8 protein-coding genes are annotated in these 15397 nt (G+C 48.0%); all 8 read right to left on the minus strand.

What is annotated here, in order from left to right; all coding sequences use genetic code 11:
* Positions 1-211: helix-turn-helix domain-containing protein (locus ACY692_RS11830; RefSeq protein WP_462325575.1), on the minus strand; the 211-nt coding region annotated here is incomplete at its 3' end.
* A gap of 952 nt (positions 212-1163) precedes the next feature.
* A complete protein-coding gene (locus ACY692_RS11835) occupies positions 1164-1991 on the minus strand; it encodes a hypothetical protein (protein WP_462325576.1) in 828 nt (275 codons plus the stop codon).
* 30 nt (positions 1992-2021) lie between these two features.
* A complete protein-coding gene (locus tag ACY692_RS11840) occupies positions 2022-2432 on the minus strand; it encodes a hypothetical protein (RefSeq protein WP_462325577.1) in 411 nt (136 codons plus the stop codon).
* Between the two features lie 13 nt (positions 2433-2445).
* Entirely contained in the window at positions 2446-6309 is a 3864-nt protein-coding gene (locus tag ACY692_RS11845) for a helicase-related protein (RefSeq protein ID WP_462325578.1), read from the minus strand.
* 72 nt (positions 6310-6381) lie between these two features.
* Positions 6382-9579, minus strand: coding sequence for a DUF1156 domain-containing protein (locus tag ACY692_RS11850; RefSeq protein ID WP_462325579.1), 3198 nt, complete (start codon positions 9577-9579; stop codon positions 6382-6384).
* Between the two features lie 39 nt (positions 9580-9618).
* Positions 9619-10536: an Abi family protein gene (locus ACY692_RS11855; protein ID WP_462325580.1), complete on the minus strand. Its 918-nt coding sequence runs from the start codon at positions 10534-10536 to the stop codon at positions 9619-9621.
* Positions 10537-10682: 146 nt separating this feature from the next.
* Complete coding sequence (locus ACY692_RS11860) at positions 10683-11312, minus strand: DUF7680 family protein (RefSeq protein WP_462325581.1); 630 nt, start codon at positions 11310-11312, stop codon at positions 10683-10685.
* 60 nt (positions 11313-11372) lie between these two features.
* On the minus strand, positions 11373-14573 hold the full coding sequence (locus tag ACY692_RS11865; RefSeq protein ID WP_462325582.1) for an ATP-binding protein: 3201 nt from the start codon (positions 14571-14573) through the stop codon (positions 11373-11375).
* Positions 14574-15397: the final 824 nt, after the last annotated feature.

Genomic DNA, 15397 nt, shown 5'->3' on the forward strand with positions numbered 1-15397 from the left:
CGGCATTCAATGCCTTGGCCAATCGTTCAGCCACATCCTTGCCAATGGGACGCTTGCCGGTCTCCATTTCTGAAACATGGTGAGGCTTGACTCCCGCCATTTGGGCCAGCTCTTTCTGGGTCAAACCTTCCCTGAACCGAAATCCCCGCAAAATGGTTCCGGGGTTGCTATCTGGGAAGACTTCGGACGCATCAAATAACTCTTCACCCATTTCGTTCTTTTCCCGCACATGACGGCTTAGAAGTTGGCTTTTTGGGGTAGATTTGGGGCAGTATTTGAAAATTTATCCCAACAAATCAATAACCAGGATAAAGCCTTTATCACTGCATTTCACTGAATTCTTAGCCTGAGTGACCCGACATTGTCCCAAAGCTTGAGTAAATACATAGCCATAAAGGGATCGCAGGAAAAGTAATTTTTGAATTCCAATGAAATTGGAGTAGCCAAGGCATGGATTTGGGTGTCCGGAGTGGGGATGTCTGTTGTAGAAAAACAAAGAACTCCTTGCGGTGATAATCTTGTCTCCCCCCTCAGATGTTTGATTGGTGGCGAACTACCGAGAAATCCTCGGAGGTTGCCTTCTGTGCTAACGGCATCGATATAGGTAACGGGTACCAAATCGTTAGGCCCCTGCCCATTCATTTTTGGTGATTTTCGGTAAAAAATCAGGTGGATAACCTTTTCTGCCAGCTGACGTTTATCTCTTCTATGATTCCTTTGAGCAAAAGGGTTGATATCTTCACCTAAAACTCATACGGGACCATTATAAATTCGTCCTATGTAAAGGCATCAACCTGGAACGAACGTACGCTCTTTTCTTGGCTGCCACGCTTCCCTTCTTATGCGGTAACGGTACTGCCGTATTTGCCGGAGGTATTTTTCTTATGGCCAAAGCTAAGTTCACATTTGTCCTTCTCGGCGGGACGGCACTGCGGGGTTCCCTGGTGGCGTGTTCCAATGTTTGGGAGGAAAGAGGTCGATCGAAAAGGACTGATGTCATAGTAGGAGTTAGTGCCTAGGAGGGGTCCGATTCCCCTCCGCCCCGCCAATTATCATCCACCGAAGAATCTCTCACTTGATAGTAAGTTATAACAAGGCATACAGGTTAAGGTGAAATTCCATTTAGATCTGAGATTTTTGCAGTGCCCATGATATAGGGAGAGCTAATAATCTGACTTTTTTTTCCTGTTAGGATTTTCTAGCTTACCTGCAACAAATGCCATTATAACCTCAAGAGAAAAACGAGAATAGAACTTACTGAATCCAAAATAAAAAGTGTAAGACAGCAAAACAATAGTTGTTAAACATACGTAATTAGGCGTATCTTTATCAATAAAAAAGAATATTGCCATCCAAAACCACACTATAAACATAAAGGAAATGCTTCTACAAAATCCATATAGGGCAACATAGTTTTGTATTTTATTTACATGAGCAGTTCTGTACTCTATTGAGTAATGATAAATAAGTCTAAAAAGTTCACCGTCGAATATTTTGTGCGGGTCAAATAATATTCCATTCTCTACAAAAAAGTTCTTAATTGTCTCTTTTGAGTTCAAGCAGATGAGTGGATTTAACTTTTTGGGCTGTAATCCATTAACTTTTAGAATATCTACAAAGATATAGTCTAATATTGATATTGGGGCCAATATAATAAAAAGCATAGTCCGATAAAATTTTCTTTTATTTTTTTCTCTGTATGAATATCTATAGCTAAAAAGTGAAAAAGGTGGATAACCCCTTCGATACAGGTAATATCTTTCTACAAATAATGAAGACAATAGAGCCAAGGCATGACCAAAGCAATATGATATAGCGATCATGACAATCAAGAAAAATAATTTCTCGTTAGAGAATTCAATAAGTGCACCATTAAATTTTTTTATTAAATTGGAAAATGCTTCAAATTGAAATAGTGAAAATGTAAATATGGACCCTGGGATTAAGTATCCTAAAAAATCGTATATGGAGAACGGATTTTGATTATTCAAAGTTCAATCCTAAATTTATTGTTCTAAATTCTAATGTAATAAAGATGATACAGCAGATATCAAACCAACAAAAAGGGCACCAAATGCGAAAAAAAGATTCCATCGAAAACTTTTTTCAGCTCTAATTTCTTTTCTTATTCGAAATCTGCTTCTATCTCGAAGTACTCTTTCAAAACTATAAGTGTCTTCCATTTCTTCATACGGTATTGGGATATCGATTTTTTTGGCCAAATATATTATTCGCTGGGTTTTCATCCAATCCAAATCATCATTGGCCATAGATAATTCGTTGTCCATCCTTTGTCGAAGTTCATGTTTTTTTTGAGCATTTGATTGTTTTTTTATCTCCTGCGAATACTGCAACTCTGTTTCCTTCATATTCCTGACGATACGTTTTTCATCAAGCCAGTACCTCATCAGAATTGGCATCCCCTTTACCATAAGCTCATCTCCTTCACCCCAAAACCTCCCGCACCCGCCGTTCCATCCTGGTCATCATACTGTAAGTATCCAGATCACTTTTCTTGACATGCGTCTTGTTGGCCAGGCGGCAGACTTCATCAATGGCCAGGCCCATGAGTGGGGCTGGGGCATGGATGCGGCTTTTGTCCATGTTCAGGTGCTGGACCTCGAAAAGCAGACCGTAGAGCCGTTTGCCCATCTGGGGATCAAGGTTGGGAATGAAAAGGTTATCCTTACCCTCAAGACTCTTTTCCATACACTGGACGTGGGTCCAGAAATTCGCGTCTCCCTGACTGAATGAGAGCAGGGTGTCGGAGTAACTGTGGACCAGCAGGTAATCCAGGGCCAGCTGGGAGTTGGCTGCGCGGATGTTTGCGGCCTCTCGCTGGGAAGCTTCGCTGATGGTCCGGAATTCTTCATTGGCCAAGGATTGCAATTGGCCCTGAAGGGTTTTCAGTTCCTTGGGGTCGATCACATAGCTTTCGTCTATGGCCATACCTGCCAGATCATGGAATGAGGTCACCAATCGGATGGTTGTAAGCCCGGTGCTGTCCAAACAGGCAACAGCATATCCGACCAGGGTGCCATGATTGCCATATGCAGTGGCTTCAAGCCTGTGGATACATCCGGGTTGCTCGAATTCCTGGATATGGCCGATCAATGCCTCGAATACCGGGTCTCCGTAGGTGGCAAAATGCAGGCTCGATCCATCATCGAGGCCATATTCATAGGTGTTCCTCGATGTTGTCAGGGTTTGCCCTTCGGGAATGCCCGCCACTCCCTGAACGGAGATCAATCGTTTCCGGATATCTGAAGAGATAGTCGTCCCCAGCCTCCGCAGATATTTCGACTCGGAAAGGATTTTCCAGATGGTTTCCATGGTCACCGGGGAATCATCTCGGCCCTGCCGGGAAAGGGATTCATAAATCTGGTAGATTTCCCGGGGGGAGAGTTCGCGGCTGGCAATTCTGGCCTGGATGAGGTGCAGCCGTTCCTGGACAATGCCTTCCAGTTCCTCTTCGGAAATTTTCCCTTCCGCCAGCAGTTGAAACTCTTCCTGACTGATCGGCAGCAGGGATGCCTGCTGACTCCCCACGACTCCTGCGGCATCAGCAAGCCGTGTCATCAATCGCCCGTAGACGATTTCTTCGGCGGAATCGGCATAGCACAGGTTCAGAACGAAAATGTTGTCATGCTTTTGCCCGATTCTGTCGATACGCCCTATACGCTGTTCAACCTTCATGGGATTCCAGGGCAGATCAAAGTTGATCAAGGTATCGGCTGTCTGCAGGTTCAACCCTTCGGCTGCAGCATCGGTGCACACCAGAATGTCAATTTTTTCCTTCAAGAACATCTGTTTGATGATCTCTCGGTCGGTATTGACCAGTTTCCACTGTCTGGGATCGGTATATTGCCCGCCTTTTCCGGAGTAGGTGCCAACCAGAAGCTGGGGGTCGGCCCGTTTGAGGCGGCTGACAATATCGGTCAGGGTATCATAGAATCTTGTGAAAATAACTGTCTGCTGAATCCGGTTACTATTCTGAACGCGCCTGGTATTGAGGAATTCAAGCAGATAGCTCATCTTGGATGAAGTCAGGGTCAGGTCATCAAGAGTGACAAGCATCCGGGCGAGATGATCCCGCTCCCATTCAAGATCCTGGGGCTTTCTTCCCTGCAGAATATTTTCAATGATTTCAGAATCATCGTCACCGGACTCCACATAGTCTTCAAGGTCCAGTACGGATTCATTGCTCTGGGTTTGGACATGATGACTCAGGGTCAACTCGACCCTGTCCTTTCGTCTTTTAACGGTCTGTCTGATGGCATAGAGGCTGGAAGCAAAACGCAGGCGCAAAAAACTGAGATAGAAACCTGTTGCCGTCATCACGTTCTCGCAGCCGCTCTTCACGATTTCATGGGTGAGCAACTGGCAATAGGTTTCCAACTGGTCATAGCATTCTTTTTCCTGTGGAGTGAAAACAATCCTGGGGACTTTGAGAATGTTCCTTTTTGCCAGATTGGCACTCAGCATCTTTTTGTCCCGGTAAATTTCCAAAAGGGGACGGGTATGCCGGAGCATGACTCGAGAAAGCGGGGATGCACAAAAAAGAAGCTTCTGAATGCCGGGTAACTCACGGTTTCTAAATGCTCTTCCCCTTTCCAGCCAATGCCTGACACTCAAGCGGATTCGACCATCAATAACCGCTTTCTTGAGAAAATCATTGTAGATGGGATCGTGATGCGTGATGTCCAGAACCGCCTTTCGCAAAAACTCCCATTCCTCGCTGCTGATCGCTTCCCGACCTACCAGCCTGCCGAGAATATCAAAATACCAATGGCAAAGTCCGGGGTCGTATTGAAACGGGCCGACCCTGTTGATCAGTCGCAAAAGATCATAGACCTCAATGGGATCGAGTTGCATGGGGGTTGCCGTGGCCAAAAGGAGTGAACGGCTTTTAGCACGGAGAATGTCACTGATAACCCTGTAGAGATTCCCGAACCGTGGTTCGCCCCGCATGCCGTTGTTGGAGTTTTTACGACGCGCATAATGCGCTTCATCCACCAACGCGATGTCAAAATCAGCTCCAGCCCTCAAATCCCTTTGCCAGCGTTCTCTGGCAAGCAGACCCGTTGAAACGATATTCAGGTTTGGTGAGAACAAATTGTTACTGGTCGTTGTGTCATCGGTGGGAAATATGCGGGTATGAGGCGTAGGGGTCCCTCCCTTGGACAGGCTGAAGGGGAGCAAAAATTTGGATGCCATCTCATTCTGCCACTGTTTGGTCAGGCTGGCAGGAGCGGCAATGAGCACCCGATTGGAAAGACCTGCCAGAAACAGGGATCGTATGACCAGCCCTGCTTCAATGGTTTTGCCCAAACCGACTTCATCACACATCAAGTAGCTGAACGGCCAGGTCCGTATAAGCCGTTTGGCCACTATTCGTTGGTGGGGCCAGGGTTCGACAGGTGCAGTCTCCATGCCCACATATCTTCCACCCGGAAGAAGGGGAGCGTCCTTCAGGAGATTGAATCGCAACCATTCTTCCGGACTTGGGGGGCTTACTTCCTTTGGTGTATGCCGGGTTCCATCAACTTCCCGTGGAGGGGCCAGCTGATTCCCGATATCCAGCAAACGGTCCATGACTGCTTCCGGGAGTGGGATTACATGCAAATAAGGATTCTGATTGTCCCAGAGGATCTCGAAACTCCTGTCCGCCTCATCGGCCCGTTCCTTTTCGCTTTCACCCTTCCAATCACAATGAACATCGATATTTTCGGCATTGAGAACAAGGGCTGTCCTGGACTCATTGAGTGATCCATTGATGTAGATCCGCCGGTTGGATTCATCCCGAAAGATGGCCCATTTCTCATGCACATACCCGTCAACCCTGGAATCAAAAGCAATGGGATTTCCCGTCCTCGCATCAATGCGAAAGGCAACCCTGATTTCCAGCGTACCCTGATTGATCATGCAGGCCAGCAAGCGAACGCCGCGTTGCACGTCCTCGGGCCAGGACTCGAATCCCTCAAGATTTTCAAGGAGGGCTTTTTCCAACAAAGCGGGGTCGGAAACAGCCGATGCCTGGAGGATGGCTCCCACATCGTTGGGGTTGAGATCAGCCCCGGCGATCAAACGGGCCTTCCCCTGGTTGCCCACAAATGCTGTAAATCCCTGAGAGGCAGCCGCCAGAGAGGAAGATCTGAAATATCCGGCCATGCGATCATAACGGATACTACGCTGCAGTACCGGGATATAGAATTCATCCAGGATGCTGACAGGCCGCCCTTTGCTTCCCAAGGAAGAGGTTTTGTAGGAAATCCGCCAAGGGTGTGTGGTGAAGTCGAGTTTTTTCATGGCAACCATTCCCGGCATACTGATACAAGAAAAAGTCCCTGATTCGACATGAAGAATCAGGGACTTTACTGGTTATTGAAGATCAAAAAGAATCTGTTCACCCAGCTTTTTGCGCTCAGGATCATCCTGTTCAGTTGTCCAAACCTGAAGCAGGTCAATGATTCTGGTTCTGGATTCTCCAGCGTGTTCTTCCAGATACGGACGAGCAAGAGGCCCCCCCCCCTCCTTGTACTGCTGGATGCAGCCATGCAGGATATCCCAATCAGTTTGGGGATGGTCCAACCGTTTTGCATTCCGTTCTTCCGGTGCAGCCAACCTGAGTTTGGAACCGCTTCTGACCAGGGGAGCATGGAATCCTTCGCTTTGCCCAGAGACTCCCCGCCTGTTGGTGGCTTGGGCAATGCCGATAGCTTGATCGGAAACCGTGTACCCACCGGATTTTTGCTGCAAAGATATGTTCAGGGAGCGGGAAATGTTAAGCGCTTCGTCAAACGAAAAATCTCCCATTCCCCAGATTCCAAAGAAAATCAGGCTGATGGCAGTTTCGGGATCGAGTTCCTCCACCTGAATTCTGCCTCTGGTTACTTTGTGGATATTATTCTCAGCAACCACCCGGCTGGCTTCATTCATGGCCCGGATAGGGCTGACCGGCTCGTCTCCATCCATAACCGGCCATTTTTCAGACAATACCTTGAGAGCCCGACCATAGCAGGACACCATTTCGTCCACTGGATTGAGGTGAAGATGCCCAAATTCTTCAAGCGCCACCTTGACGGCATCCCGGATTTCCGCCTGAACTCCCTTCCCACCAAGACCTCTCCACAAGGATGGCTCGGGCAGTTCCGTGTCCTGTTTTTTCCGGCAGGTGATAAAAATGGAACTTGCGGCTGCGGCCATGTCCTTTTGATGCATGGATGCTGCGGACTCGGATTCTACAGGCACGGAAGCCGAAATGATCCACCCGGAATCGATAAGTGATCGGATCAGGGTTTCCCATGCATCCTGGCTTTTATGGGTGAACATCAGGGTCATTAACCCTTCCGGCTTTATGACTCTATGGCACTCAGAAAAAATCTCCGACATGAATATTTCATAGGCTATCTTGGCGTTTTTGGTGGATCCGTCTCGAACAGGATTGGCTACAGCCTCCTCTTTTTTGTTCGTCAGCCTACGGTTAAAGACCCCCGGATAAAGAGCTTTCAGAGTCCGTTTCTGGAATACATAAAACAAATCAGACAATTCCGCATACTGAACATTGTTGTAGTATGGAGGGTCCATACAGACGAGATCAACGCTGTTGGACGCTATGTCGGGCATGTTCGTGGCACTGCCATTTCGTATACTCAGCGGCAGTTTGTTTCCATCCAGGAAGTGTTTGTGTATCGGATCGACCAGCTCAGCAATACCTTTGTAGGAATCAATAATTTGAGAAAGCCCCCAAGCTGCCCCAGAATTGGGTCCAGAAAAAATCATCTCCCCAAACGTCCATTTCAGAGAAAAATCGTGCCTGCCGAAATTGCCTTTGACGATTCCCCGCGTGTACTCCCATCGGGTCTGTCTGCTGTTATAATCAACCCCCTTATCAATAGCGAACTGCAAATAGGTCACCACAGCCCGGCCTTTTTCTTCTCCCAGTTCCGCGATGATCTGCGGTTTGAGCTTGTTCAGCCCCTCGATGAGAGTGATATGGCCAAGGAGTTGCCGTGGGGTGAACATGTCACACCAGCGTGGCATGCCGTAAGTAACAGGGCGCATGTCGTTACCTTCAGGAAATTTTTCCGTCGGAATATAGCCTTTCTCGTCCCATTCATCCCATCTTGCCTGGAGCATGGCTTCGGCTTCTTTGAGTGCCTGCAGGTCTTTTGCATTGGGTGCCCGAAAAAACCTGATTTTTTTGGTTCTGATCTGCCCCGTTTTGGGGCCGGATTTATACCGAACGGGCTGTCCAGTTTTGTCCAATACCGGTTCAAAACGGATTGCTACCACACAGTAGAGACGATCTTCCCACTTCCCAAACCGGCTCTCCCCTCTAGCCTGAGCCTTGATCTCATCCCCGGCAATAGCCTGTTTGCAATGGATGCATTGACCAACCCCACGAGTGACTGTTGAAAAATCAGGATCTTCGCCCTGGGAACCTTTCCCCTTGGTTACCTTGTAGGGAACAAACGAAACTTTTCCGTTCCTGGGCTGACCATCAGGTACGACCTTTACGCCCCACTGATCCCCGGCCTGCTTGGAAAGCCAGCAAGAATTCAGTAGTGGGGCTTCTGCTCCGCAGTGGGGGCAGGTGACTTGGCGGCAGTAAAGGTAATCGACAATTTGTTCAAATTTAAAATCGTCAAAATATTCGGGGCAAAACTGAATGGACTTCTGTAACTCTTTTTGTCTTTCTTGAGGTAAAATTTGGTTATCCGGAAAAAAATTTGAGTTGTGTATCTCTAAGTAGTCTAAAAGCCTTTTCCCCCAATATGAAATATTTCCTTGCAACCCAGAACCAAATATCGATGAGTATCGCAACGTAGCATTGAGAATTATCATCGCAACTGGATTCAAATCGTTAGCAATTACATTATATCCGAGTCTTAATGCCTCAAATGGAATAGAACCACCACCCGAGGTTGGATCAAGAATTGTAATATTTTGTGGCCTGTATTCGGTTGGATTTACAAAAGCTCTAGGATAGCCATATGCATCCCCAGAGAATCGAATATTCAAAGCCTTCGTAAAGGCCATTTTTGCTTTTGCCCACGCAGGATCGCCCATTTTTTTTTGTACTTCCAGCAATTCACCGGAACTCGGCCATGGCTCCGGAAATTTGAGACTCTCAAGTTCCCATTTTTTAGTTATTTCATCACCAGGTAAACAATGTGCGCTTCCTATTGATGCGATAATTTTCTGATCCTCAAACCGTCTTTCCTGTTCCTTCTCCAATGCTCTCAACACCACTGCATCAACAGGCAAACATTCTCCCCCCTGCCCATCCGACTGAATCCTCTCCAGCAGCTTGTCTGGCAACGTCCACTCGACCCCATTGACCAACGCAACTTTCTTCTCAATGCCCAGACTACGGACAAACATCTCCGGGTCTGTATCAGCAGGTAGAAGCGAGGCGAGTATGGCGGCCCGGCTGGGGGTCAAAGGTCGTCTGGCCCACCAGACATGGAGCCGATGCGTGGGAGGAGCCTTTCCCGTATCCCGCTCCCTTTGTGTTTCAGCCCCTACCTGATGGCAGGGAAATCCCTGTTCGATAAGCCGGGTGTCGTTATTCATTACATGCTCCAGTCATTGTATAAATCATACAGCAAAGGTCTAACCGCCAAAATTCCAAAAGGATATTTCCTGCCATTTTCTGGGAAACCCCATGTGCTCGTGAATATCCAAAGGACATTCTTCCAAAAGCTCAGCCAAACGCACATTCCAGGAGGATGCATTGGTGAACGAACAAAGAAAGGCGAAAACAATGGCCAGGTTGCAATAGGGTGCCTTGCCTGGATTAATCCCCCTATGAGTATACTTGGCCACGTTTTGGGCCTTGGGAGGAAGGTTACGATTCCAAAAGCGTTGGTGGTGGGCACAGATGTTTCGGACCAGCGTCAGAGCATGGGTCCAGCTGGCAAAATCTTTTTGATCAAAGCCGAAATGGCCCGCGATGATCTTCTTGTACTTTGTTTTCCTGAGTCCTGAAAAAACTCTGGACCAACTTCCCATGGTCAGGGTTTCAGCAATAATCCAGGAAGGAGGAACGGGAGGATGGGAATAATTTTGATAATAATGTTTGCAGGATGGATTGCAAAGAGCTGGCTCGTTTTTGTGTGTGGCCTTTTCGATTTCCCTGTAAAATCTTCCGAACCCATGAGAATTTTTGGGGTCTTGGAACCACGGACTGAAATTTTTCCGATCAAGAAACCAATGGGGCCCGTGTTGTTCGCACATGGTATTGGAAATGACGCTTCGGACAGCTATTTCGATCCTGTCCAAGGCATCCAGTAGCAATGACCTGAGCTTACGATCAAAAATATAGAGACGCAAAATATCATCGAAGCAGACATGTGAATGGAAAGACTTGGTCCCGAGGATATAGAAGGGAATAGCGTATGCCTTGAGGCGATAATACCCGATATTGGTCAGGTATCGTCGGGCACGCTCTGCGTCGGGAATGGAGAGGTTTTTGGACGCCAGGTGGGCAATCTGGTCATCCACACTCAGATTGATTTTTGAAAAGTGCATAGGCCAAAAAAAAACCTACCGCCCCTGATTTCTCATATTACGCACTTTGCATGCGGGGCAGTAGGTATTGTCCGTAGATGACCTAGCAAGCAAATGCCCATCAAACCTAATATTGTCAAGTCCGCCAACAAAATAATCTTGAAAGACTATAGCGGTTGCTGCATCCGGATGGAATCAAGCATATTGGCCGGTTCATTGGTCCCGGCATGACCACCCAGCATGACACGCATCCCGGCAATGGCCCAGTTGTTGGCCTGTAATCCGTAGCTGGTTGTTCTGGAAAGCCAGTAGGCGGCTTCTTCTCTGGAAAATCGAACGATCCTACGAGCTATGAGCTCCACACGGTCCATTTCCTTGATTCTGGAATGCAATCTGGCAATCAGTCCCAGCTTGGCCCCGGCTTCTTCATCCAGGGGAAGGTTGATACGCAGCCGAAGTCCTTCCTTGGAGATGAAGCGGTTGAGTTCCAGGGAGATATCCGCATCATCCCGGACCTTGGAAACAATATGCTTGATCACCGGCTGAAGGCGTTGAAGGGGCTCCCCGCAAATATGCCCGAGCTCGGCGAGTTCTTTCCTGGTTTCCTGGGCAACCATGGGCAGTTTGACCTGGTGCTCCTGTTTCCTGGTTTCAATGATTTCCCGGCGTTCCTTGATTACCAGAACCGGCACGGGAAACTTTTTCCATTCCGTTATCCGTAAGGTATAGGGAGCAGAAGGGACCAGATGGTTGATATTTTCTTTGTGATGCCTTGATAGATCAAACGTTTTTGCCATGTTGATTCTTTTGTCCGCAAAAGGGTTGGATGCCGGATACCGAATTCCGGCATGAGGTGATTATTTTTCAAGCTCTTCGATCAGCGAACAGCCTTCTTCTGGTTCGGTAATTTCCAGATCGATTTCCGTATGTTCGCCTTTTTTCAGAACGTCACCTATAATTTCAAAAAATTCGTCCAAGCTCTCCACATCTTCAGGAGAGACATTTTCCAGGCTGATAGTTGCATTCCCTCCGTTTGGTAGTTCAAGATCAACCATTTCAAGGGAATCAATCCGGGATTTCCCCCCACGATTATAGATGCTGCTCAAACGTTTCAGTAAGGGAAAAATTTTGTCAGCCCCTTGGCGACCGGTCAAGGTAAATGTTGCCGAGCCTTCTTCTGCCCAGCCGCGCCGTCCAATCTCTGCCGCACTTATGAGGACTTGGTCCGGATGAATCACCGTGACCATGGCCCCTTTTCCAAACGTCAAGTCAGCCGGTTTTTCAGTTTGTTCCGAGGTTCCCGTATAGACCCCCATGGCCCCCTTTCTGACCAAATCGGCGATACATTCCTTATTTTTTTCCTCGGGGATTTCTCCGTAATCTTCTTTCACACCCTGGATACTCTCTCCAGCCAGTACTGTTTCGTTGGATTGCACATACTCAGAAAGAACTTTTTTGACCTTTTCAGTATCGATGCGTTTCGGCCCCCAATTTCTTTTTTGGGCTTCTGCCAGAGTAATGATGGACCAATCTTGCGAACTCAGTTCGACATTCAGGGGGATGGGTTCGGTATCCCGGCTATAGAATTTTTCAGGAGTGGGGGAGTCCCCCATACGAAAAAGGCACCAGGTCCCGTTTTCAACCCCCTTTTTGATGATTTCATCCAGCAACCCCATGTTCTCAAGGATGGGCCAATGACGTTTAGCTGCAAAATGTTCTCTTATTTCTGATACTCTGGGAACAGGACCGCCTTCAAAAAAGAGGTTTTTCAAGGCAATGCAGGTTTCGTGGGTCCTGGCATCAGCAACCGCTATCAGTTCACCTTCCTGGGTGAGGACCCGCCTGATTTCTTCGATGACGGCTGTTCCCCCCTCACCGCCTGCCGTTGTGATTTCTTTGCGAGTCACATGGCCGGAAGCGGCAGGGAACCATAACCCATTGTACGCCTGAGTGATGGCGGTCAAAAGCCCATTACGTTTTTCCTTGAACTTCCGGTCAAAATTCTGGTTGGCCAGCATTGCGGCCGTTATGCCATAATCTTCCGGTTTATTCTTGAGTTTACCCATTGCCAGAACGGTCTGGGCAAGACCATAAATTCTGGCGAGAGTCTCCTGAGCGTTTTTTTCCTTTTCACTGCTCCAAACTTCCCCGGATTCCCGGACGGTTTTTGGAAAAAGAAGAAAAACCAGGTTCTGATTCATACGCGGGCGGTTCTGACCATAATGCGTGACCATGTCCTCTGCAGAAAGAGATTCGGTATTGATGGCGATCAGCCCCAGAGCCGGCTTGTTATTCTTGTCCTCAATATTTTCAGAGACCTCGACTGCATTGTAAACACTGAACAACCCGTTATCACTCTTGACTACATTCCGGGTGTTCGATGTGACGAGGTCGGCAATGTGATCACGGCTGATTGTTTCTCTGATCGAGGAGAGTGCCCGATTGATGGTTGGTTCGAGGCTGGCGTAATAGCGGTTGTGCTCAAACCGGAGATACTGGGCACTGTCTTCTATCTGGTCCAGTGCTTTCTTGACTTGAGGTGGTGTCAATGCCGGTTGTGAAACTTCCAGAAGGGCTTCTGTTTCCGGAATACCAAAGAGGTTGGAACTGAAACCTTCGCCTCTGCCGACAAGACTGTGAAGAAAAACGGTCTTCCAGGTGAGCACATGAAATGGGATCCCTGCGGGATGTGGGTTCTCGGCATCCCATCGTTCGGCATAGCTTTTGCCCGATGACAGGGATTCCGTGTCCGGTCCGCCGATGTCTGTATTGAGTATGGGCAGAAGATCACCACTGCCGGTTCGACCGATGAGTTCATTCACTGTCCTGGCATTCTTCATATCCAGATGGCAGGTGTGAATCATGGGTGTATCCACTTGTTTTTCCCATAGATTCCGCACAGCCAGAGCCAGGATTCTGAGAACCCCACGGGTTCCCTGAAAGTTCTCGATGGTGGCCATTTTTCCATTGAGAAAATTGATGAACGACGGATGGAACGGGTAGTGGTCCGCCATGGTCTGCTTGTACTCATCCCGCGAAGCCATTTGCGGCAGGGCATCCTGATACATCTTGTACATATCCAGATAGGCTTGAGCTGTTTCAAGCCCGGCATCCGCATTGATCTCTACAAAAAGACGTTTGGAAAGAACCCTGGATAGTTCCGCCTTGTGGACAGGAACCACAGTGGTTGCATCCCTGGAAACAACGCTTTGGACGTCTTTGTCCGCACCCTGGACGATATCCTGAACATCTTCTTCGCTGATTTCTTCACCCTTGACCTTGGAAATCAGGTCAACCAGCTGGCCGGTTTGTTTGCTGAAAGCATCGTTGGTGGATGCCAGGGTGATGACAACTGAAATTCCGGGATGATTTCGCGCATATCCCAAAAGTCCCATCAGAAAGGCTGCCAACTGGGAGCTGCCATCTGGTCTGGCTGCCTGCAGGCGTGCTGCGTACTGCGCAAGTTCGTCCAGCATGATGATCCCTTTTCTGCCCCCCAAAACCGTATTGAAATAGGGTGAACCAGGGGCGGCATGCGAAGAGACTTCCTCCCGAACCTGAGAATACAAGGCCTCCCCCCCGATCTGGTGAGCGATCTCACCCCACAATGTATAGGGAACCAACGAAGCACCTTGTGAACGGTGCACAGGCAGCTCATCCCCGGCAACGCCGACAACGAATACCTCTGCAGGATCAGGCAAAATATCTTCAGGAACGAGATCTCCCGTTATATTGGCCAGGGTTTTCCCTTTGAACCCAAGATGGGTCAGGGCAATGAGCGCATGAGTCTTACCACCGCCAAAGGAGGTCTCCAAGCGCTGGGTTGCAGGAAGAGAGCTGTCCCCGGCCACACGTCCCAAGGCTGTCGCCAGGATATTTTTCAACCCTTCGGTCGGATAGGTTGCCTCTCCGAAAAACAAATCGGCATTGGTATAAAGGGTATCAAGCGGATCGTCATTATTACGATAAAATTGTATGACACTGCTCAGGCTGGCGGTAAAAATTTCAGGGTTGAAGGTTCCCTGAATGATGTCAGGACGTGGCGTACAAGTATTCATGATAGATCGCATGATGTTCCCCTGATCGACAATACGTTTTTGATTATTTGTATGACAAAAAGTTGTTCATACTCATTGAACTTTACTATTCTACATGTGAGCACTATTTCCCAAATCACTGATGTAGTCTGAAAAATGACATACAAAAAAGATATACGTTCGCCAGATTATTTTGTTCGTACATCTCTGTCAATAATTCTGCAAAAAAAATCGGCTGATTGGGATCTGCTTGATCCTTTTTAGACGGACCGTCGCCAACCAGTCCAATGGGGATCCCGATATTTTGGGGCTGGAGGAAACGGCAAACCGATTATCCATTCTTAATCAACAAAAAAATTGCTGAACTGCAAGAGATCAAAGACAAGATGTCCATCATAGGGGCCGACCTGGAAAAACAAATCGGTTAGGCAACCTTGGCTTCGCATGCCCCGTGGGCTTTAACGGCGGTGAGGGGAGCGTGATCTTCGCTTTGCCTCAGAAAGCTACCCCCCCGGTGCTGCTTGATTTTTTGGTTACCCACACGAAACAGCGAGGAGCCGGAATTATCCCTTTTCCCAAATAATTTTGTTCCCCAATAAGTTACATAATCGGTCAACCGCTTGGTCTTTTGGCATTGAATTATTCGGCTCGTATCCCTTGTCAGCTGTGTAATTTACAATAAATAAGGCGAGATCGTTAACGATCCCGCCTTATTTATGCATCCTGATCAAAGGGATGAGGTCCTTATTGGATTCCGGAGGCCTGTCACTTCCCGCATACAGCACGACAATCGGCCCTGCTAACGAATCTTTCCCCTGGGCACGCCGAGCGTCTGCTCGGCCTTT

It is taken from the genome of Desulfoplanes sp., from assembly GCF_054921335.1.